Genomic DNA, 18,819 nt, shown 5'->3' on the forward strand with positions numbered 1-18,819 from the left:
TGGCTTCTTCTTCCCCATGCTCTCCATGATGGACATCATCCTTACCGGGGCCGAAGCCCCTGATCAGGGGTGTCCGTCAAAGCGAATCAAGCCCAGTCGAACGGTCACTGGAGGACAGCCTGGCCCGGCTGGAGGAGCAGGTCCGCCTACGGACCGACTCCAGCGGCTGACCCCACCCGGGCCCCACCCGGGCAGGGGTCAGGAGCGCGGCGGCAGCCGGTGGAGCCGCACCTCGGTGAGGTGTCCGTCGTCCGCGCGGGCGGTCAGGTAGGTGGCGAAGGGCTGGCGGCGCCGGTCGGTCGGGGAGCCGGGATTGAGCAGCCGCGGGCCGCCGGGGGCGTGGCTGTCCCACGGGATGTGGCTGTGTCCGAAGACCAGGACGTCCGTGTCGGGGAAGCGCGACCGGCACCGCTGTTCGCGCCCCCGGGCGGGGCCGGTCTCGTGGACGACCGCGAACCGCAGGCCCGCCAGTTCGACCCGGGCCACTTCGGGCAGCCGTTCGCGCAGCTCCTGCCCGTCGTTGTTGCCGTGGACGGCGACCAGTTGCCGGGCCCGGGCCTCGAACAGGTCGAGCGTGGCGGTGTCGACCCAGTCCCCGGCGTGGAACACCGCGTCGGCCTCGTCGAGGGCGTGCAGCAGCGGGGCGGGCAGGGAGCGCGCCCGGGTGGGGACGTGGGTGTCGGAGGTGAGGAGCAGTCTCACGCTGGAGGACTCCGGTTCGGGTCAGGGCCTCGCGGACGGGTGTCGGTCGTCGCCCGAGCCGGGTTCGGCCGCGGTGCGGTGCACCTGCGCCTTGGCGCTGTCGGGCAGCACCTTGTTGGTCGCGGCCTGGGCGCGGGTTTTGAGGGAACCGGCGGTCACCTTGTCCTTGCCTGCCATGAGGGCCTCGAAACCCTGCCGGGCGACCTGGGCCGGATCGTCCTTGTCCTGTTGGCCGAGCTTGGTGCCGGTCATGTCGGCGCGGCGGAAGAAGTCCGTGTCGGTGGGGCCGGGCATCAGCGCGGTCACGGTGACGCCGGTGTCCTTCAGCTCGTTCTGCAGGGCCTGGGCGAAGGACTGGAGGAAGGACTTCGAGGCGTTGTAGACGGCCTGGAACGGGCCGGGCATGGTCGCGGCGACGGAGGAGGTGATGAGTACGCGGCCCTCGTTGCGGGCGGTCATGTCGCGCAGGACGTGCTTGGCCAGGCGGACGGTCGAGGTGATGTTGAGGTCGATGATCTCCAGTTCGTCGACGAGGTCGGTGTCGACGAAGGCGCCGCCCCGGCCGACGCCGGCGTTGAGGGCGACCGCCGCGACGGGTCTGCCGGTGGCGGTGATCGCCGACCACAGGGTCTCCACTCCGTGGCGGGTGCGCAGGTCCGCGTGGACGTCGGTCACGACGGCACCGTCGGCGCGCAGGCTCTCGGCGGCCGCGGCGAGGCGGCCGTCCTCGGCGTTGATCAGGAGGTCGAAGCCGTGGTCCGCGAACTGGCGGGCCAGTTCGTAGCCGATGCCGCTGGAGGCGCCGGTCACCACGGCGAGGGGTCGGGTGGGAGTCGTCATGCCGCACGACTACCCAAGCCGATCGCATGCGAATCACGCCGGGCGTGCCGCCAGGCGGCGCCGCCTCGGGCAGGCCACGGGCCCGCCGGTCCGGCCCGGCGGCATCGTCGTGGTGCTCAGTTCGCGGCCAGGCCTGGGGCGAAGACCGAGAACCACAGGGCCGCGAACGTGGCGACGGTCATCGCGGGCACGAGGAGCCGGGTCTCCAGCTTTCCGCCGGTGCGCCGGATCAGCACGAGTTCGAAGCGCTTGGGGTAGGGCCACAGGAGGGGCGCGCCCCGGCGGGTCAGGCAGTCGCCGAGCAGGTGGGACACGGTCCCCAGGCAGACCGTGTAGGGCAGCCAGACGGCGATGCCGGTGAACCAGGCGGCCACCGTCGCCGTTCCGACACCGGCCAGACCGACGGAGGTCACCCATGCCGTCAGCCCGTGTCCCGGCGGGTGCAGGTGCAGGGCCCGCGCCGCGAGACCGAAGAGGACGAAGGTGAGACCCAGGGTGAAGCCACCGCCGAGGCGGGTGACGCCCATCCAGGTGCCCCAGCCGGTGAGCGCCACGAACAGCAGGGAGTGCGTCGCATGGCGGTGTCCCCCGCACAGCCTGCCCACCAGACGGCACAACCCCTTCGACAGCGGGCCCAGCAGGTGTGCGGGCGTCGCGTCGTGGTGGTCGAGGTCCGGCAGCAGTGCGGCCCCGGCGCAGAGCAGCGTGCCGACCAGTACCTCGCTCGGCCGCGGCTGCACACCGAACAGGGCCTCCGGCAGGAACGGCGCGGTCGCCGCGTAGAGCAGTGCCCCGCTGACCGCATGTGACTGACCCAGCACGACGACCCGTCCCCCTCCCGTTGCGCTCCCTCCCGCACCACCTGCCCGGACCGCCGTCCGGGACCCGCGGAGATCCCTCTGCTACCCGCGTCGCCCCTTGCTACTCCCGGCCCCCGCGGGCAGGGGCGGGCTCCCGTTCTGAGTACGGATACTCATGTGCGCCCGGGCGTTGCCTGAGAGGCTCCCGGACATGATCAATCGCCGGGGGGCGCTGACAGCCCTTCATCTCTTCCTGGTCTGGGCGACGACGGTCGCCGTCGTACCGGCGCTCGGCTTCAACCTGGTGCTGACCGCCTGGGCCCGTGGGGTGGGTGCGACCGTGCCGGTCCTGGCGCTGGGCGGGTTGCTCATGGTGGGGCTGCTGACCGTGGCGGGTCTCCCGGCGCGGACGGTGGTGCCGCTGTGCGGTTCCGTCCCGAAACGCCTGCTCTGGGCGGTACTCGTCCTCGTCCTCGGCACGCTCGGCCTCCTGGCGGGTCTCGCCGCCTACGACGCGGGCGTCGACCTGGGGAACGCCGGTACCCGGATCGCGCTGACGGGAGCGCCGTACGCCGTGGCCGCGGCGTTCTTCGTGTCCAGCAGGTGGGTGCGGCTGGGCTCGCTGGCCGTGCTGGCGGCCGCGGTGGCCTACGGGGGCTTCATCGGCCCGTCCCGGGCGGAGCACCGCCGGGACGAGGCGGCCGTCGCGCGGTACCGGGAACACCCGGAGCTGCTGTACCTCGGCACCGCGCCGGCGGGCATGCAGGCGTCCCGCGTCCGGGTCGGCCCGGCCTCCTTCACCGTGGACTACCGGCCCGTCCGCGAGGGGTACGAGTCCGGGTACGCGGGTCTCGTGGTGCGCCCGTCCCACACACCGGCTCTCCGCTGCCCCGAGCCCCCGGACCAGGGCACGACCTGCACGGTGGACGCGCACGGCGGGATGGTCACGGTCCACGCCTCCACCCAGGAGGTCACCCTCACCCGGCGCTACCGCGACGCGGAGGTCTCGGTCATCAGCCAGACCATCGGCGAAGCCGGGCTGCGCGACCTCCTGAACACCTTGCACCCCTTGTCGGACGCGGAGTTGGACAAGCTGATGCAGGAGAAGAGGATCGACTACAGCTTCTGACCCTCCCCTCCCCACCCCGTCACACGGCCCGGGCCAGGACGGAACAGCGGCCGTCCGCTCGACCTCGTCCACTGCCGGCCGACCGGGCTACGCGGGGCTCCCGCCCGGTCCTGTCACGTCGTCCATGAGCCTCCTGGGAAGGGCTACGGCCCGTCCCGAGGTGCACTTCCGTTCGTCTTCGGCTTCTCCCTTCCCGATAGTCCCGGCGCCGGTGGGGTGTCACCGCCGCCGGAAGGCGCGGCTACGCCTCGGCGAGGCGGGTGGCCAGGTCGTCGAGGCCGAGGGAGCCCTGGGCGAGGACGGCGGTGTGCCAGGTCCGGAGGTCGAAGGCGGCGCCCTGGCGGCGACGGGCGGCCTCCCGGCCCCGGAGCCAGGCCCGTTCGCCCAGCTTGTAGCCGATGGCCTGGGCCGGCCAGCCGAGGTAGCGGTCGATCTCACTGGTGCGGCGCGGGAGTTCGCTGCCGTGGTGGGCCGCCATGAAGTCGAGGGCGAGGGCCGGGCTCCAGCGTTCGCCCGGGTGGAAGCCGGCATCGGCGGGGATGGCCAGCTCCAGGTGCATGCCGATGTCGACGATCACCCGGATGATCCGCAGCATCTGCTTGTCCAGGTAGCCGAGGCGCCGGGCGGGGTCGGTGAGGAAGCCCAGTTCGTCCATCAGGCGTTCGGCGTACAGCGCCCAGCCCTCCTTGTTGGCGCTGACCGCGCCGAGGGTGACCTGGTAGGTGCTGAGCCGGTCGGCGCAGGCCGTCCAGCGGGCGGTCTGCAGGTGGTGGCCGGGAACGCCCTCGTGGTACCAGGTGCTGACGAGCTGCCAGGTGGGGAAGGTGCGTCGGCCGAGGGCGGGCAGGTAGGCGCGGCCCGGGCGGCTGAAGTCGAGGCTGGGGCCGTTGTAGTAGGGCGCGCCCGAGCTTCCCGGCGGCGCGATCACGGTCTCGACCCGGCGCATCGGTCCGGCGATGTCGAAGTGGGTGCCGTCGAGGGCGTCGATCGCCTCGTCCGTGATCTGCTGCAGCCAGGCTCGGACGTTCTCCTCGCCCTCGACGGCGTGGCCGTGGGCGTTGAGGTGGTCCATGGTGGCCCGGACGCCGGCGCCGGGAAGGATGCGCCCGGCCTCGGCCCGCATCTCGGCGACCGTCCGGTGGAACTCCTCCCAGGCCCAGGCGTAGGCCTCGGCCGGGTCGATCTCGGCGCCGTTGGCCCAGCGGGCGGAGCGCAGGTAGTGCTCGCGGCCGACGGCGTCCGGGGTGCCCTCGGCGGCGGGCAGGTAGGTGTCGGCCAGCCAGTCGCGGAAGGCGGCAGCGGCGGCGGTCGCCCGTTCGGCGGCGGCGTCCAGTTCGGGGTGCAGCGCGGCCGGGCCGTCCGCGACGAAGCCGGTGAACCAGCTCGTTCCGCCGCTCGATCGCCCCGTCCAGGCGTCGAGTTGGGCGATGGCGGCGCGGGCCTGCCGGGGTGCGCTGAGCAGTCCGCGGCCGATGCCCTCGGCCAGGGTCGCCCGGTAGCCGTCCAGGGCGCCGGAGACGCCGCGCAGCCGTCCCGCGACGGCCGCCCACTGCTCGGGGGTGTCGGTGGGCATCATGGTGAAGACGCCGCGGACCTTGTGCAGGGGCGAGTTGACGTTGCGCAGCTGGCGGTAGTGGTCCCCGGCCTCGTGGACGGCGAGTTCGGCGGTGAGCCGCTCGCGCAGCAGGCGGGCGCAGTCCAGGTCGGCGGGGTCGTCGGCGGGCGCCGCGGTGTCGAGGGCGGTCAGGGTCTGCCGGGCGAGTTCGGCGAGTGCCTCGAAGCCCTCCGGTGAGAGGTCCGGCTGCCGGTCGTCCTCGGGGTGGAGGCCGAGTCTGGTCGAGGTCGCCGGGTCGAGTGCCGCGACCCTGGCGACGTGGTCGTCGGCGATCCTGCGGGGCGACTTCGGCGTCTCGGGCATGTGCCCCATGCTGGCGCAGCCGCTGACCCGCCGTCCAGGGCGCCCGGGCCCCGCCGTCCGTGCCCCGGTCCCGGACGGCGGGTCAGCGGCTGCTGCGGCGGCCTACGGATACAGCTTGCCCGCGAGCAGGTCGAAGAGCCGCCCGTCGTAGCGGGGCATCGGCGGGCAGGTGCCGGTCACGTCCTGCCGGGAGACACGCCCTCCGGGGAACTGACGGGCCACCACTCACCGCTGCCGCCGACGGGTCCGACCGGTGCGGCGGTCGACGATGCACGGGAACGCGAAGGAGCCGGGGCCGACACGATCATCGTGTCGACCCCGGCTCCTGGTGGTAGCGGGGACAGGATTTGAACCTGCGACCTCTGGGTTATGAGCCCAGCGAGCTACCGAGCTGCTCCACCCCGCGTCGGTAGGACCACCATAGGCGATGACCCCACCGAAACGGAAATCGGTTTCCCCGCTCGCCCCCGCGCACCGGTCCACGGAGTCCTGGCGGCGAGGGCCTCGGCGATGAGGTTCACGGTCGGGCGGTACTTCACCGCCACGGCCCGGGTCAGCAGATCCGGGGCAGTTGTTCGCCCATCGGCAGGTCGACCACGCGGGTGCCGCCGAAGCCGGTGCGGGCGACGACCATGCCCGGGTGGTCCTCGACGCACTCACCGATCACCGCCGCCTCCGCACCGAGCGGGTGGGCGCGCATCGCGGCGAGCACGGCGTCGGCCCCGGCACGGGGGACGAAGGCGACCAGCTTGCCCTCGTTGGCGATGTACATCGGGTCCAGGCCCAGGACGGCGCACGCGTTGGCCACCGGCTCCGGGACGGGGACGGCGCGTTCGCTCAGCACCACGCCCACCCCGGCCGCCGACGCGATCTCGTTGAGCGCCGCCGCCAGCCCGCCCCGGGTGGGGTCGCGCAGCACGTGCAGGTCGCGGGTGGCGCCGAGCATCGCCTCGACCAGTCCGCCGAGGGCCGCGCAGTCGCTGCGCACCTCGACCCCGAACTCCAGGCCCTCGCGCACGCTCAGGATCGCCACCCCGTGCAGCCCGATCGGCCCGCTGACGATCACCACGTCGCCGGGCCGGGCCCGCTGCGGCCGGATGTCGACCCCGGCCGGGACGAGCCCGATGCCGGCCGTGTTCAGGTAGACGCCGTCCCCGTGCCCGGCCTCGACCACCTTGGTGTCGCCGGTGGCCACCTCCACCCCGGCTGTGCGGGCGGCCTCGCCGAGCGACCGGGCGATCCGGTCGACGACGGCCAGCTCCACCCCCTCCTCCAGGATGAAGCCGCAGGACAGGTAGGCCGCCCGGGCCCCGCTCATGGCCAGGTCGTTGACCGTGCCGTTGACGGCGAGGTCCCCGATGCAGCCGCCGGGGAAGAACAGCGGCCGCACCACGTAGGAGTCGGTCGAGAACGCCAGCCGCGCGCCGCCGAGTTCGAGCACGGCGGAGTCGCCGAGTCCGGCCAGCACCGGGCCGCCGAACGCGGGCGCGAAGAGGTTCTGCACCAGTTCGGCGGAGAGCGCCCCGCCGCCGCCGTGGCCCATCACCACCCGGGGGTGGTCGCGCAGCGGCAGCGGGCAGCTCCAGCCGGAGAAGTCCGGCGCGGCCGGGTCGGCGAGCAGTTCGGTGTCAGCCAACGGGGCTCGCCTCCTGGGCCGGGCCCGGCGTGCTCAGCCGCCGGTAGAGGTAGTACGCGGCGCAGGCTCCCTCGCTGGAGACCATGGTGGCGCCGAGCGGGGTCCGCGGGGTGCAGACCGTGCCGAAGGCCTCGCACTGGTGGGGCTTCAGCAGCCCTTGCAGCACCTCGCCGGCCCGGCACTGGTCGGGTTCGCGGGTGCGGATGCCCGCGACGTCGAAGCGGTGCTCGGCGTCGTGCTCCCGGTAGCGCGGCGAGAGCCTCCAGCCGCTCTGCGGGATCACGCCGATGCCCCGCCAGGAGCTGTCGGTCACCTCGAAGACGTCCTCCAGCATGGCGCGGGCCGCCGGGTTGCCCTCGGGCCGGACGGCTCGGGCGTAGGCGTTGTCGACGGTGTGCTCGCCGCGCTCCAGCTGCCGTACGGTCCGCCGGATGCCCTCAAGGATGTCCAGCGGTTCGAAGCCGGTGACCACGATCGGCACCCGGTGGCGCTCCGCGAGCGCCGGGTACTCGGCGGTGCCCATCACGCTGCACACGTGCCCGGCGGCCAGGAAGCCCTGGACCCGGCAGTCCGGCGAGGCCATGATCGCCTCGATGGCCGGGGGCACCCGGACGTGCGAGACCAGCATGCTGAAGTTGCGCACGCCCTGCTTCCGGGCCAGATGGACGGCCATGGCGTTCGGCGGGGCGGTGGTCTCGAAGCCGATGCCGAAGAAGACCACCTCCCGGCCCGGGTTCTCCCGGGCGATCTTCAGCGCGTCCAGCGGCGAGTACACCACCCGGACGTCGCCGCCCTCGCCCCGCACCCCGAACAGGTCGCGGTCGGTGCCGGGCACCCGCAGCATGTCCCCGAAGGAACAGAAGATCACCTCCGGCCGGGCGGCGATGGCGAGCGCCCGGTCGATCACCTCCAGCGGGGTGACGCACACCGGGCAGCCCGGCCCGTGGATCAACTCGACCTCGTCCGGCAGGAGTTGGTCGATGGCGTGCCGGATGATGCTGTGCGTCTGACCGCCGCACACCTCCATCAGCGCCCACGGGCGGGTGACCGTCGCCCTGATGTCGGCGAGCAGGCCCTCGGCCAGCTCGGGGTTGCGGAACTCCTCCAGGTACTTCACCGCTCGACCTCCTCAGCCGCTCCTGCCGCCTCAGCCGCCTCCCACGGGTCGCCGAACTCCTCCTGCAGCAGTCCGAGTTCCTCGAACAGCCGCAGGGTCCGCCGGGCCGACTCCTCGTCCAGGCGCTGCAGCGCGAACCCCACGTGGACGATCGCGTACTCCCCCACCGCCAGGTCCGGCAGGTACTCCAGGCAGACGTCCTTGACCACCCCGCCGAAGTCCATCACCGCCATCCTGGTCCCGTCGCGCTCCCCGATCTCCGTCACCCTGCCGGGCACCGCCAGGCACATCCGCTCTCACTCCTCCCGGCCGGCCGCCGAGCGGCCGGCCACCATCAGCTGGCCGAGCGCCAGTCCTCCGTCGTTGGGCGGCACCCGGCGGTGCCGCAGCACGGTGAAGCCGTCCTCCCCGAGGCCGCTCGCGCAGGCCGAGGAGAGCAGCGCGTTGGCGAAGACCCCGCCGCTGAGCGCCACCGCCGTGGCGCCGTACCGGTCCCGGACGGCCGCGCAGACCCGCCGCACGGCCTCGGCAACCGCGGCGTGGAAGCGCGCCGCGACCCGCCCGGCCGGGGCGCCCGCGGCCAGGTCCGCCACCACCCCGGCGAGCACCGGCCCGGGATCGACGACCCAGCCGCCCTCCCGCTCCGCGAGCCCGAAGCAGTAGCCCGCCGCCGGGCCGAACTCCGCTGCGGCGGCCTCCAGTTCGATCGCCGCCTGCGCCTCGTACCCGGCCCGGTGACAGATCCCGGCGAGCGAGGAGACCGCGTCGAACAGCCGGCCCATGCTGGAGGTCGGCACGCAGTTCAGTCCGCGCTCCAACTGCCGCTCCAGCAACCGCAGTTCCTCAAGGGAACAGGCCTCGACCGGTGGCAGCCCGGCGGTCCAGGGCAGCCCGGCCGCCCACAGGTGCGCCAGCGCCGTACGGTACGGGCGCTCGACGGCCGCGTCCCCGCCCGGCAGCGGCACGTACCCGAGGTGGGCGAGGCGGCGGAAACCGTCGTAGTCGGCGAGCAGCACCTCGCCGCCCCAGATCGCGCCGTCCTCGCCGTAGCCGGTGCCGTCGAAGGCCACTCCGAGGACGGGCCGGCTGCCGTCCAGGCCGTGTTCGGCCATCACCGCGGCTACGTGGGCGTGGTGGTGCTGCACCCGGCGCACCGGTCGGCCGGCGGCGGTGCGCTCGGCGTGGTGGAGCGAGCGGTAGCCGGGGTGCCGGTCGGCGACGAGCAGTTCGGGCCGCACCCCGCTGACCGTGCCGAGCTGGTCCACCGCCCGGTCGAAGGCGCGCAGCGTGGCCAGGTCGTCCATGTCGCCGATGTGGCCGGACAGCCATGCGTAGCCGTCCCCGGCCAGCGCGAAGGTGTTCTTCAGATCCCCGCCGACGGCCAGCACCGGCCGGACGGGCACCGGCAGCGGGAGCGGCAGCGGGGCGTACCCGCGCGAGCGGCGCAGCGGCAGCTGTTCGCCGTCGACCACCCGCACCACGGAGTCCTCGCAGGGCACCCGGATCGGCCGGTCGTGGCCGAGCCAGCCGTCGACCAGCGGGGCGAGCGCATCCAGCGCCTCCCGGTCGTCGGTGACGATCGGCTCGCCGGACAGGTTGGCGCTGGTCATCACTAGCAGGTCCGGCCCGGGGGCGGCGAGCAGCAGGTGGTGCAGCGGGGTGTACGGGAGCATCACCCCGAGGTCGGGGCTGCCCGGCGCGACGGCCGGGAGTTCCGCGGCGAACCCGCCGGGGCGGCGCAGCAGGACGATCGGCCGCACCGGTCCGGTGAGCAGTTCCCGCTCGACGGGCCCGAGCGGCATCAGTGCCTCGACGGTGGCGAGGTCACGGGCCATCAGTGCGAAGGGCTTGTCGCCGCGCCGCTTGCGCCGGCGCAGCAGGGCGACGGCCGCGCGGTCGCGGGCGTCGCAGGCGAGGTGGTAGCCGCCGATGCCCTTGACGGCGAGGACCGCCCCGTCGGCGAGCAGCCGCCGGGCCCCGTCGAGGGCGTCCTCGTCGCGGCGGGCGGCGTGCCCGGGGACGGTCAGGATGAGCCGTGGTCCGCAGCCGTGGCAGGCGACGGGCTGGGCGTGGAAGCGGCGGTCGGCGGGATCGGTGTACTCCCGGGCGCAGTCCGCGCACATCGGGAAGCCGGCCATCGTGGTGTTGGCCCGGTCGTAGGGCAGGCCGGTGACGATGGTGTGCCGGGGGCCGCAGTTGGTGCAGCTGATGAAGGGGTGCCGGTGGCGCCGGTCGGCGGGGTCGGTGAGTTCGGCCAGGCAGTCGGCGCAGACGGCGACGTCGGGCGGGATCAGGGTGGCGCGCGGGCCGTCGGTGCGGGAGGCCGTGATGGTGAACCCGGTGGCGCCGGTGGCGGCGAGCGGCTGGTGCTCGACGGAGGCGACCCGGGCGAGCGGCGGCGCGTCGCCGGCCACCCGTCGGCAGAAGGCGTCCAGGGCCTCCGGGCTGCCCTCGACCTCGGCGAGCACGCCCTCGCCGGTGTTGGTGACGCTTCCGGCCAGTCCGAGTTCCCCGGCCAGCGCGTAGACGAACGGCCGGAAGCCGACTCCCTGCACCAGGCCGCGGACGGCGACCCGGCGCCGCTCGACGCCGAGCGCCGTCACGACGGCTCCGGCACGGGGCGGTGGGGGCCCTCGTGCGCGTGTCCCCCGGGAGCCCCGTGCACGGCCATCACCGGCCGGTGCGGCGCGACGCCGTCCAGCACGGCGAGCGCCCGCTCCAGCAACGCGCCGACGCCGTCGCCGGTGCGGGCCGAGGTGGGCACCACCTCCACGCCGGGGTTGACCCGCTGCACGTTGGCGAGGAACGCCGCGTCGTCGAACTCGGCCGCCGCGGCGAGGTCCGCCTTGGTCACCAGCACGAGGTTGGCCAGCCCGAACGCGGTGGGGTACTTGAGCGGCTTGTCCTCGCCCTCGGTCACCGAGGCCAGGACTACCCGCAGCGATTCGCCGAGGTCGTAGGAGGCCGGGCAGACCAGGTTGCCGACGTTCTCCACGAACAGCAGCCGGCAGTCCCCGGGCAGCCAGCCGTCCAGGTGGCCGGCGAGCATCCGGGCCTCCAGGTGGCAGAGCCCGTCGGTGAGCACCTGCTTCACCGGTACTCCCGAACGGGCCAGCCGCAGCGCGTCGTTCTCGGTGGCGAGGTCGGCGGTGAGCGCGGCGACGGACACCCCGCGCCGCCGGGCGAGCCCCAACTCCGCCTCCAGCAGGGCGGTCTTGCCGCTGCCGGGGCTGGAGAGCAGGTTGACCGCGACCGTGCCGCGGGCGGTCAGCGCGGCCCGCAGCTCACGGGCGCCGTCGTCGTTGCGGGCGAGCACCGCCCGCCGCAGGTCGGCCGTCCGGCCCGCGTGTCCGTTCTGGCACATCGGTTTCAGCCTTTCTGTTCGGCCGGGACGTCGGGGCGTTCGGCCCACTCGACGTCGAGGATCTGGAGCTCGCGCCCGGACAGCAGCTCGACTCCCCCGCCGGTGCGGCAGTCGGGGCAGGCGAGGTCCGGCGGCATTCCGACGGCCCATTCGACGCCGCAGGGCGCGCAGCGGGCACGCGCCGCGACGGACTCGGTCTCCAGCGCCGCGCCCGCCACCAGCGTTCCGGCGCAGGCGAGTTCGAAGCAGAAGTCGAGGGCGTCGGGGACGACGCCCGCCAACTCGCCGACCCGCAGCCGCACTCGCGCCGCTCCCGGAGCCCCGTGCTCGCGCGCGGCCGTGTCCACCTGCTCGACGACGGCGGCGGCGATCGACATCTCGTGCATCGGTCCCTTTCCACGGCGGCCGGCAACGCGCCCCATTACAGGGCGCGGTGGCGGCGACGGCTCGAAGCCGCGCCGCCACCGCCTCCGGGGCTGCACCGTTCGCAGCAATCCGCGGCTCACATCCGCGAGATCTTCATGTACCGCTTGAGGTCGGGCAGGCTATGCCAGACCAGCGCGCCGATCCCCGCCAGCAGGGCCGCGCCGAAGAGCTTCCTCAGCATGGTGTCGTCCTCCTCTCCGGTGATCGGGCCTCCTCCACCGACAGGGCCCCCGCCACGGCCCGCAGGACCACCTGGACGGCCTCCTCGACGGCGGCGGCGACGGGCTCGCTCAGTCCGATGCCCTCCTCCAGCGACGCCGGTTCGCAGCCGACGACCAGCACCCGCCCGGGAGGCTCGCCCCCGGTGCCGGCCGCGAGCGTGGCGAGCAGTCCGAGCACGGCGTCCGGCCCCATCCGGTGCCCGTCCAGGACGGGCACCTCCAGCGGCTCGGCGGCCGCCTCGATGAGGTACACCGTGCCGGGCGCGCCGCCGCGGCAGGTCGCGTCGACCAGGACGGCGGTGCGGTAGCCGTCGAGCAGCCGGTACGCCAGGTCGACGCCGCGCACGCCGACGTCGACCAGCTCGACGCCCTCCGGCAGCCGGTGGGCGGCGAGGCGCCGGACGGTCTCCACCCCGAACCCGTCGTCGCCGAGGAAGATGTTGCCCACCCCGGCGACCAGCACGGTCGGCCGGGTCACGGCTCCTCCAGCGGGGTGATCTCGTCGGGCTGGAAGTAGCGGAAGCGCCCCTGGGCGCGCCAAAGGTCCGCGCCGGGGTCGTCCTCCACCGTGACGGCCAGGTGAACCGAGCCGTCGAGGTCGTGCAGCACGGCCTCGACCACGGCGGTGCGCCCGTCCAGGAAGAGGTCCTGGGCGTCGGTGCGCCGCCGCCCGGGCCGCAGCAGCACCCGGCTGCCCGCGCCGACCTGCCGGCCGTCGACCAGCACCCGGTCGTGCTCGGGGTCGACCTCCGGGTCGCTGCCCGGGTCCCACCAGGGCTGTTGCGGGTCCGGACCGCAGCCGCTGATCTCGCGCAGGCCGCGGATGGCGCCGTGCAGCCGCTCCAGCACCTCGGGTGGCATGGACTCGGCCAGGTCGATCACGGCGCCGGCCCGCTCGTCGGTGCCCCGGGCCTCCCGCTTCTCCCGGTCGGTCAGGGCCGCCGTCCGCAGCGCCAGGATCTCGTCGATCTCGGTGGCGTCGTACAGGGCTCCGAGGCTCTCCGGGGCGATCCGCGGGTGGTCCTCCAGGATGATCGGCGAGGACAGCACCACCTGGTACCCGCCGTCCGGCCCGGCCGGCACGGGCCAGGTGCGCTCGTTGCGGCAGCGCTTCACGGCCGCCCGGGCCCACTCGGGCGGGTCGGCGACCGACAGGAACCGGCCGTGCTCCAGCCCGAGCAGCAGGTGGGTGGAGACCAGGGAGCGCGGCAGCGCCTCGTCGCGGCCGGCCCCGCGGCCCGGCGTCCAGTCGGAGACGTTCTCCACCTCGACGGTCAGGCGCTGCGCCTGGTACGGGCCGGGCAGTTCCTCGACCCTCAACCGCACCACCCCGTCGAGCTGTTCGCGCCGGCGCACCAGCCGGCCGACCGCGCTGCCGTGCTCGTGCAGCAGCTCCGTGCTGCCGACGCCCGGCAGCCGGAACCCGTGCTGCAACCCCTCGCCGGTCAACTCATCGACGGGCAAAAGAAGTTCGACCCGCTCCTCGACGGCCTCGTCCCACTCGACGAGCACCCGGTCGGCGAGCTCCAGCTCCTCCACCGGTTCGAACCCGCCGCCGTCGACGGCCCGTTCGACGGTTCGCCGCTGGACCCGCAGGAAGCGCAGCTCGACCGCCAGCCGGTCGTCGTGCCGCGCCTCCATGAGGCAATCGGTGCGCTGGTGGGAGTGTTCGCCGCCCTGCCTGGTGTACTCGGGCGGCACCAGTACGCCGAACTGCCAGCGCAGCCGGTTCTTGGCCGCGGAGGCGCGGTACGGGTAGAGCACGTAGCCCTCCATCAGCACCGCGTCGGCGATCTGCCGGGCGCCCGCGAAGCCGCGCTCGATCCCTTCCGGAAAGCCGCTCACGCGCCCACCCCGCCGCGCCCGGCGGGCGCTTCGCGCACCACGCGCCGCCCGGTGACGGACTCGCTCCGCACGCTCACCCGGCCCCCTCTCCGACCGCCGCCGTGGCGAGCAGCTCGCGCACCGTCGCCTCCCAGGAGGGCAGGGCCCGCCGGGAGCGGTAGGCCAGCAGCTCGTCCATCAGGCCCTCGGGCAGCCGCAGCCAGCCGCAGCCGGGGAAGTGCCGGTCGACCGCCTCCCGCCAGACCGCCACCGGCATCCGCACCCTGGCCTCCTTGTCCCACGGCACCGGGGTGACCTGGAAGCCGCCCGGCCCGGCGAAGGCGGTGCCGGAGAAGAGCAGCAGAAGTGGCACCTCGCCGCCCTCCAGCGCCCGGAAGTACCTGGCGCAGGCCACCTCCAGGTCGTAGCTGCACGGCACCGGGAGGTCGGCCTCGGTCTCCCCGGTGAATCCGGGCACCAGCAGCGGCACGGTCGCGAACTGGATCGGGTTGAGCGTGCCGGCCCAGCGCTCCCGCTCGCCGAAGAGGTCACCGAGCCGCTCGCCCTCGGCGTCGCCGTACGACCGGCGGCCCGGTTCGATCCGCAGCTGGCACTGCAGGGCCAGGGCGTGCACCCGGGTGTCGGCGGGAGCGGTGATCCGCAGCCGGAAGACCAGGGTGGGCACGGCCGCGTACGGGTCGGAGCGCACTCCGGTGCAGGCGAAGGCAAGCGCTGTCACGCTCTCACCTCCGCGGGCAGCGGGCGGGCCCGTCCGGCCAACTGCGCGAAGAAGTCGTCGAGTTCGGCCCTGGCCTCGGCGCCGCCGTCGAAGCCGTGCCAGCACCGCCGCAGCCGGCCCACCAGCTCGTAGCAGACGTCGATCGGCACCAGGAAGCACTCGACCCGTCCCTCGGCCCGGCGCAGCAGCAGTGCCTCCACGTCGGGCTCCAGGGCGGCTGCCAGCCGGCTGGTGCCGAGGGCGCGCTCCCAGGCCTCCTGGTCCAGTTCACTCTCGGTGGCGCCGGCCGGCCCCGGGTAGAAGGCCAGCAGCCGGTCCAGCACGGCGTTGCGGAACAGGAACACCGTGCCGACCGGGACGCCCAGCACCGACCAGGCCCGCTCGTCCGGTTCGCCGTCCGGGTCGCTCAGATAGCGGTCCGGCACGGCGCGGTATCGGCCGCCGGCCGCGCCCGGCTGCCGGAACAGCAGGCCGCAGGCGGTGCAGGTGCAGGCCAGGGCGCGTTCCTCGACGTCCACCAGGTGGCGGTGGCCGGCCGGCAGGTCGTGGCCGCACAGGGTGCACTGCTCGGGCCGCGGCGGGGCCGGCTCGCGCAGCCGGCGCAGCAGGGCGGTGCCGTCCCGGGAGACCCGTCGCGTGTTCATCGCGCCTCCGCGGGCTGCGGCGGGCGGGTGCCGATCTGGAGCAGCTGCGGGGCGCGCTCCAGCTCCAGGGCCGTCACCTCGGGCGCGTGGCAGGCGAGGGCGGCCTCCACCTCCTGCTCCCCGCAGCCGCAGCCGGTGGCCGTGCGGCGCAGCCGCAGGGTGCCGGTCTCCGGCGCGAAGCCGAGCATCTCGACCCGCTCGGGCAGCGCGGCGAGCGCCCGGTCGATCCGGGCGGACACGTCCTCGGGGTGCAGGTCGTGCAGGAGCAGCAGTCCGGCCACCACCGGGTCGTCCAGCATCCGTTCCAGGGCGGGCGGGGGCAGCGCGGGGACGATCCTGGCCAGGCCCTCGCCGTAGAAGTCCATGAGGTCGCGGACGAGTTGCTCGCCCGTCTGCTCCGCGCCGCTGCCGGCCAGGGCGTCCAGGGCCTGCTGGATCCGCAGCCCGGTCTGTTCGGCCGTCATGCGGTGAGGCCGCTCAGGCCGGTGGGCACGTGCATGGTCTTCAGGGTGCGCCCGTTGCCCACGTACATGTGGACGCCGCAGGGCAGACAGGGGTCGAAGCTGCGCACGGCGCGCATGATGTCGATGCCCTTGAAGTTCTCCGGGGAGTTCTCCTCGAAGATCGGCGTGTTCTGCACCGCGTCCTCGTACGGGCCGGGCGTGCCGTAGCTGTCGCGCACGCTGGCGTTCCACGGGGTGGGCGGGTACGGGTGGTAGTTGGCGATCTTGCCGTCGCGGATCACCATGTGGTGCGAGAGCACCCCGCGCACGGCCTCGGTGAAGCCGCAGCCGATCGACTCGTCCGGCACCTCGAAGCGCTCCCAGGTCTGGCTGCGCCCGGCGCGGACCTCGTCGAGCGCCTTCTCGGCGAAGTGCAGGGCGGCGGCGGCCGCGTAGGCCTGGAAGTAGGTGCGGGCGCGGTTGCGCTCGATCGCGTTGCTCCACTGCGGGATCTTCCACTCGAAGGTGACCTCGGGCTTGGTCATCGAGCGGGGCAGGTTGATCTGGACGCTGTGGCCGGTGGCCTTGACGTAGCCGATGTCGACCAGCCCGGACAGCGCGGTGGACCACAGCCTGGCGATCGGGCCGCCGCCGGTGTCGAGGGCGAGGTGCTCCTTGCCGTCGAACCAGCGCGGGGACATCACCCAGCTGTACTTGTCGTCGAAGTTCCGCTTCTGGGGCTGCGGGATGGTGTGCTGGTTCCACGGGTGCCGGGGGTCGACGGGGTTGCCCAGCGGGTCGTGGGTGACGAAGAGCTCCTTGCCCTCCCAGTCCTCGTAGTAGGAGGAGCCGAGCAGGATGCGGATGCCGAGGTTGATCTGCGTCAGGTCGTTGGTGACGAGCTTGCCGTCGACCACCACGCCCGGGGTGACGAACATCCGCCGGCCCCAGTCCGTCATGTTGCGGTACGTGAAGTCGCAGTGGTCCGGGTCGTTGAGGCTGCCCCAGCAGCCGAGCAGGACGCGGCGGCGGCCGACCTCCTCGTAGCCGGGCAGCGCCTGGTAGAAGAAGTCGAAGAGGTCGTCGTGCAGCGGCACGACCTTCTTCATGAACTCGACGTAGCGCATCAGCCGGGTCAGGTAGTCGGTGAACAGCTGCACCGTCGCGACGGTGCCGACGCCGCCCGGGTAGAGCGTGGAGGGGTGCACGTGGCGGCCCTCCATCAGGCAGAACATCTCCCTGGTGTACCGGCTGACCTGGAGCGCCTCGCGGTAGAACTCGCCCTCGATCGGGTTGAGCGAGCGCATGATGTCGGCGATGGTCTTGTACCCGTGGTCGCCGGCGTGCGGGGCCTCGGTGCGTTCGGCGAGCTCCAGGACGCCCGGGTTGGTCTCCTTGACCATCTTCTCGCAGTAGTCGACCCCGACCAGGTTCTCCTGGAAGATGTTGTGGTCGAACATGTACTCGGCGGCCTCGCCGAGGTTGATGATCCACTCCCCGAGGTGCGGGGGCTTCACGCCGTACGCCATGTTCTGGGTGTAGACCGAGCAGGTGGCGTGGTTGTCGCCGCAGATCCCGCAGATCCGGCTGGTGATGAAGTGGGCGTCGCGCGGGTCCTTGCCGCGCATGAAGACGCTGTAGCCGCGGAAGACCGAGGAGGTGCTGTAGCACTCCGCGACCCTCTTCTGCTTGAAGTCGATCTTCGTGTGGATGCCCAGGCTGCCCACGATCCGGGTGATCGGGTCCCAGGACATCTCGGTCAGCCCGCTGCCGTCGCCGGTCGCCCTGGTGGTCGGTGTTGCCATCGTGTCCGCGTGTCCTTGTCTGCGAGGTCGACGGGGCCGCACACCGGGGCGGTGTGCGGCCCTTCCCTGTCACCAGGGCGGGCGGTAGCCCGTGGTCAGGTGGCGGCCGGTGTGGCGCCACTTCGGTTCCTTGTCGACGGTGTTCAGCGTGATCGCGCGCAGCCGGCGGATCAGTGGGCCGTACCCGCCGCTGACGCCGCTGGACACGCGCGAGCCGGGCGGCGGGTCCATGAAGGGCATGAACTTGTCCGGGAAGCCCGGCATGGTGCAGGCGATGCAGATGCCGCCCACGTTCGGGCAGCCGCCGACGCCGTTGATCCAGCCGCGCTTGGCGACGTTGCACTTGACGACCGGGCCCCAGCAGCCGAGCCGCACCAGGCATTCGGGGGTGCCGTAGTCGGTGGCGAACTGGCCCTGCTCGTAGTAGCCGCCGCGGTCGCAGCCCTCGTGCACGGTGGCGCCGAACAGCCAGGCGGGCCGCAGCTTGTCGTCCAGCGGGATCATCGGCGCGGAGCCGGCCAGCTGGTACAGCAGGTAGGTGAGCGTCTCGGCGAAGTTGTCCGGCTGGATCGGGCAGCCGGGCACGCAGACGATCGGCAGCCCGGCCTTGGACTTCCAGTCCCAGCCGAGGTAGTCCGGAACGCCCATCGCGCCGGTCGGGTTGCCGGCCATCGCGTGGATGCCGCCGTACGTGGCGCAGGTGCCGATCGCCACCACGGCGGTCGCCTTGGGGGCGAGCCGGTCCAGCCACTCACTGGTGGTGACGGGCTGTCCGGTGGCGGGGTCGTCGCCGAAGCCGCACCAGTAGCCCTCCTTCTTGATCTTCTCGTTGGGGATGGACCCCTCGATGACCAGGACGAACGGTTCGAGTTCGCCGCGGTCGGCCTTGAAGAACCACTCGACGAAGTTGTCCGCGCCCTGGACCGGGCCGCACTCGAAGTCGATCAGCGGCCAGTGCACCGCGACCTTCGGCAGGCCGGGCAGTGCGCCGGTGACGATCTCCTCGATGCTCGGCTGCATCGCGGCGGTCAGCGAGACGGAGTCGCCGTCGCAGCTGAGGCCGGCGTTGATCCAGAGAATGTGCACCACGTCGGTGTCGGTTGTTGCGGCGGTTGCGGCAGTTGCGGCGTTCGCAGCGGTTGCAGCACCCATGAGGAAGCCTCCTCGGGGATGGGAGCCGGACGAAATGGCTCGGACCCAGTCATAGCAAC

The 18,819-nt window shown here is 73.4% G+C and carries 19 protein-coding genes and 1 tRNA gene; 1 reads left to right on the top strand and 19 read right to left on the bottom strand.

Going from position 1 to position 18,819, the window contains the following annotated elements:
• Window positions 1-198: 198 nt before the first annotated feature.
• The 3 genes from ACFV1W_RS20615 to ACFV1W_RS20625 all read right to left on the bottom strand — a co-directional run bounded on the left by ACFV1W_RS20615 (window position 199) and on the right by ACFV1W_RS20625 (window position 2,363).
• Window positions 199-702 (bottom strand): metallophosphoesterase family protein, encoded by a 504-nt coding sequence (locus tag ACFV1W_RS20615; RefSeq protein ID WP_380418502.1) that lies wholly within the window; start codon window positions 700-702, stop codon window positions 199-201.
• Window positions 703-723: 21 nt separating this feature from the next.
• Window positions 724-1,542, bottom strand: coding sequence for an SDR family NAD(P)-dependent oxidoreductase (locus tag ACFV1W_RS20620; protein WP_380418504.1), 819 nt, complete (start codon window positions 1,540-1,542; stop codon window positions 724-726).
• A gap of 116 nt (window positions 1,543-1,658) precedes the next feature.
• Window positions 1,659-2,363 carry a metal-dependent hydrolase gene (locus ACFV1W_RS20625; protein ID WP_380418506.1) on the bottom strand — a complete coding sequence of 235 codons (705 nt, stop codon included), beginning with the start codon at window positions 2,361-2,363 and terminating at the stop codon, window positions 1,659-1,661.
• 190 nt (window positions 2,364-2,553) lie between these two features.
• Here ACFV1W_RS20625 and ACFV1W_RS20630 point away from each other — a divergent pair, with 190 nt between their 5' ends.
• Window positions 2,554-3,471 carry a hypothetical protein gene (locus ACFV1W_RS20630; protein ID WP_380418507.1) on the top strand — a complete coding sequence of 306 codons (918 nt, stop codon included), beginning with the start codon at window positions 2,554-2,556 and terminating at the stop codon, window positions 3,469-3,471.
• A gap of 241 nt (window positions 3,472-3,712) precedes the next feature.
• Here ACFV1W_RS20630 and ACFV1W_RS20635 read toward each other — a convergent pair whose 3' ends face one another.
• The 16 genes from ACFV1W_RS20635 to ACFV1W_RS20710 form a co-directional block, all read right to left on the bottom strand.
• Window positions 3,713-5,389: a DUF885 domain-containing protein gene (locus ACFV1W_RS20635; RefSeq protein ID WP_380418509.1), complete on the bottom strand. Its 1,677-nt coding sequence runs from the start codon at window positions 5,387-5,389 to the stop codon at window positions 3,713-3,715.
• Between the two features lie 329 nt (window positions 5,390-5,718).
• Window positions 5,719-5,795 (bottom strand) — tRNA-Met (locus tag ACFV1W_RS20640).
• Window positions 5,796-5,942: 147 nt separating this feature from the next.
• Window positions 5,943-7,025 carry a hydrogenase expression/formation protein HypE gene (gene hypE / locus ACFV1W_RS20645; protein ID WP_380418511.1) on the bottom strand — a complete coding sequence of 361 codons (1,083 nt, stop codon included), beginning with the start codon at window positions 7,023-7,025 and terminating at the stop codon, window positions 5,943-5,945.
• The gene (gene hypD, locus ACFV1W_RS20650) at window positions 7,018-8,142 is read right to left on the bottom strand and encodes a hydrogenase formation protein HypD (RefSeq protein ID WP_380418513.1); all 1,125 of its coding nucleotides are present in this window, start codon (window positions 8,140-8,142) and stop codon (window positions 7,018-7,020) included. Before hypD ends, hypE begins: the two co-directional genes overlap by 8 nt.
• Window positions 8,139-8,432 carry a HypC/HybG/HupF family hydrogenase formation chaperone gene (locus tag ACFV1W_RS20655; protein ID WP_380418515.1) on the bottom strand — a complete coding sequence of 98 codons (294 nt, stop codon included), beginning with the start codon at window positions 8,430-8,432 and terminating at the stop codon, window positions 8,139-8,141. Before ACFV1W_RS20655 ends, hypD begins: the two co-directional genes overlap by 4 nt.
• A gap of 6 nt (window positions 8,433-8,438) precedes the next feature.
• Window positions 8,439-10,745, bottom strand: coding sequence for a carbamoyltransferase HypF (gene hypF / locus ACFV1W_RS20660; protein WP_380418517.1), 2,307 nt, complete (start codon window positions 10,743-10,745; stop codon window positions 8,439-8,441).
• Window positions 10,742-11,506, bottom strand: coding sequence for a hydrogenase nickel incorporation protein HypB (gene hypB / locus ACFV1W_RS20665; protein ID WP_380418519.1), 765 nt, complete (start codon window positions 11,504-11,506; stop codon window positions 10,742-10,744). Before hypB ends, hypF begins: the two co-directional genes overlap by 4 nt.
• Before the next feature lie 5 nt (window positions 11,507-11,511).
• Complete coding sequence (locus ACFV1W_RS20670) at window positions 11,512-11,892, bottom strand: hydrogenase maturation nickel metallochaperone HypA (RefSeq protein WP_380418521.1); 381 nt, start codon at window positions 11,890-11,892, stop codon at window positions 11,512-11,514.
• A 116-nt stretch (window positions 11,893-12,008) separates the two neighbouring features.
• Window positions 12,009-12,113, bottom strand: coding sequence for a DUF6893 family small protein (locus ACFV1W_RS20675; RefSeq protein ID WP_380418523.1), 105 nt, complete (start codon window positions 12,111-12,113; stop codon window positions 12,009-12,011).
• Window positions 12,107-12,631 carry a hydrogenase maturation protease gene (locus tag ACFV1W_RS20680; protein WP_380418525.1) on the bottom strand — a complete coding sequence of 175 codons (525 nt, stop codon included), beginning with the start codon at window positions 12,629-12,631 and terminating at the stop codon, window positions 12,107-12,109. Before ACFV1W_RS20680 ends, ACFV1W_RS20675 begins: the two co-directional genes overlap by 7 nt.
• On the bottom strand, window positions 12,628-13,998 hold the full coding sequence (locus ACFV1W_RS20685; RefSeq protein ID WP_380418527.1) for a hypothetical protein: 1,371 nt from the start codon (window positions 13,996-13,998) through the stop codon (window positions 12,628-12,630). The genes ACFV1W_RS20680 and ACFV1W_RS20685 overlap by 4 nt, the downstream gene beginning before the upstream one ends.
• A 73-nt stretch (window positions 13,999-14,071) precedes the next feature.
• Entirely contained in the window at window positions 14,072-14,716 is a 645-nt protein-coding gene (locus ACFV1W_RS20690; RefSeq protein WP_380418529.1) for a DUF6084 family protein, read from the bottom strand.
• The gene (locus ACFV1W_RS20695; protein ID WP_380418531.1) at window positions 14,713-15,360 is read right to left on the bottom strand and encodes a DUF5947 family protein; all 648 of its coding nucleotides are present in this window, start codon (window positions 15,358-15,360) and stop codon (window positions 14,713-14,715) included. Before ACFV1W_RS20695 ends, ACFV1W_RS20690 begins: the two co-directional genes overlap by 4 nt.
• Complete coding sequence (locus ACFV1W_RS20700; RefSeq protein ID WP_380418533.1) at window positions 15,357-15,824, bottom strand: thioredoxin; 468 nt, start codon at window positions 15,822-15,824, stop codon at window positions 15,357-15,359. The genes ACFV1W_RS20695 and ACFV1W_RS20700 overlap by 4 nt, the downstream gene beginning before the upstream one ends.
• Complete coding sequence (locus tag ACFV1W_RS20705) at window positions 15,821-17,608, bottom strand: nickel-dependent hydrogenase large subunit (RefSeq protein ID WP_380418535.1); 1,788 nt, start codon at window positions 17,606-17,608, stop codon at window positions 15,821-15,823. Before ACFV1W_RS20705 ends, ACFV1W_RS20700 begins: the two co-directional genes overlap by 4 nt.
• Window positions 17,609-17,677: 69 nt before the next feature.
• Window positions 17,678-18,760, bottom strand: a complete 1,083-nt coding sequence (locus ACFV1W_RS20710) for a hydrogenase expression protein HypE (protein WP_380418537.1) — start codon at window positions 18,758-18,760, stop codon at window positions 17,678-17,680.
• Between the last annotated feature and the right edge of the window lie 59 nt (window positions 18,761-18,819).

Origin of the sequence: Kitasatospora sp. NPDC059648 (assembly GCF_042734825.1) — a bacterium.
In the GTDB taxonomy this organism is placed as follows: Bacteria; Actinomycetota; Actinomycetes; order Streptomycetales; family Streptomycetaceae; genus Kitasatospora.

What these genes read in the sequence shown, in the direction of transcription:
- ACFV1W_RS20620 (WP_380418504.1), bottom strand. Translation starts at nt 1,542, where the DNA reads ATGACGACTCCCACCCGACCCCTCGCCGTGGTGACCGGCGCCTCCAGC.
- ACFV1W_RS20630 (WP_380418507.1), top strand. Translation starts at nt 2,554, where the DNA reads ATGATCAATCGCCGGGGGGCGCTGACAGCCCTTCATCTCTTCCTGGTC.
- ACFV1W_RS20635 (WP_380418509.1), bottom strand. Translation starts at nt 5,389, where the DNA reads ATGCCCGAGACGCCGAAGTCGCCCCGCAGGATCGCCGACGACCACGTC.
- ACFV1W_RS20655 (WP_380418515.1), bottom strand. Translation starts at nt 8,432, where the DNA reads ATGTGCCTGGCGGTGCCCGGCAGGGTGACGGAGATCGGGGAGCGCGAC.
- hypB (WP_380418519.1), bottom strand. Translation starts at nt 11,506, where the DNA reads ATGTGCCAGAACGGACACGCGGGCCGGACGGCCGACCTGCGGCGGGCG.
- ACFV1W_RS20670 (WP_380418521.1), bottom strand. Translation starts at nt 11,892, where the DNA reads ATGCACGAGATGTCGATCGCCGCCGCCGTCGTCGAGCAGGTGGACACG.
- ACFV1W_RS20675 (WP_380418523.1), bottom strand. Translation starts at nt 12,113, where the DNA reads ATGCTGAGGAAGCTCTTCGGCGCGGCCCTGCTGGCGGGGATCGGCGCG.
- ACFV1W_RS20695 (WP_380418531.1), bottom strand. Translation starts at nt 15,360, where the DNA reads ATGAACACGCGACGGGTCTCCCGGGACGGCACCGCCCTGCTGCGCCGG.
- ACFV1W_RS20700 (WP_380418533.1), bottom strand. Translation starts at nt 15,824, where the DNA reads ATGACGGCCGAACAGACCGGGCTGCGGATCCAGCAGGCCCTGGACGCC.
- ACFV1W_RS20705 (WP_380418535.1), bottom strand. Translation starts at nt 17,608, where the DNA reads ATGGCAACACCGACCACCAGGGCGACCGGCGACGGCAGCGGGCTGACC.
- ACFV1W_RS20710 (WP_380418537.1), bottom strand. Translation starts at nt 18,760, where the DNA reads ATGGGTGCTGCAACCGCTGCGAACGCCGCAACTGCCGCAACCGCCGCA.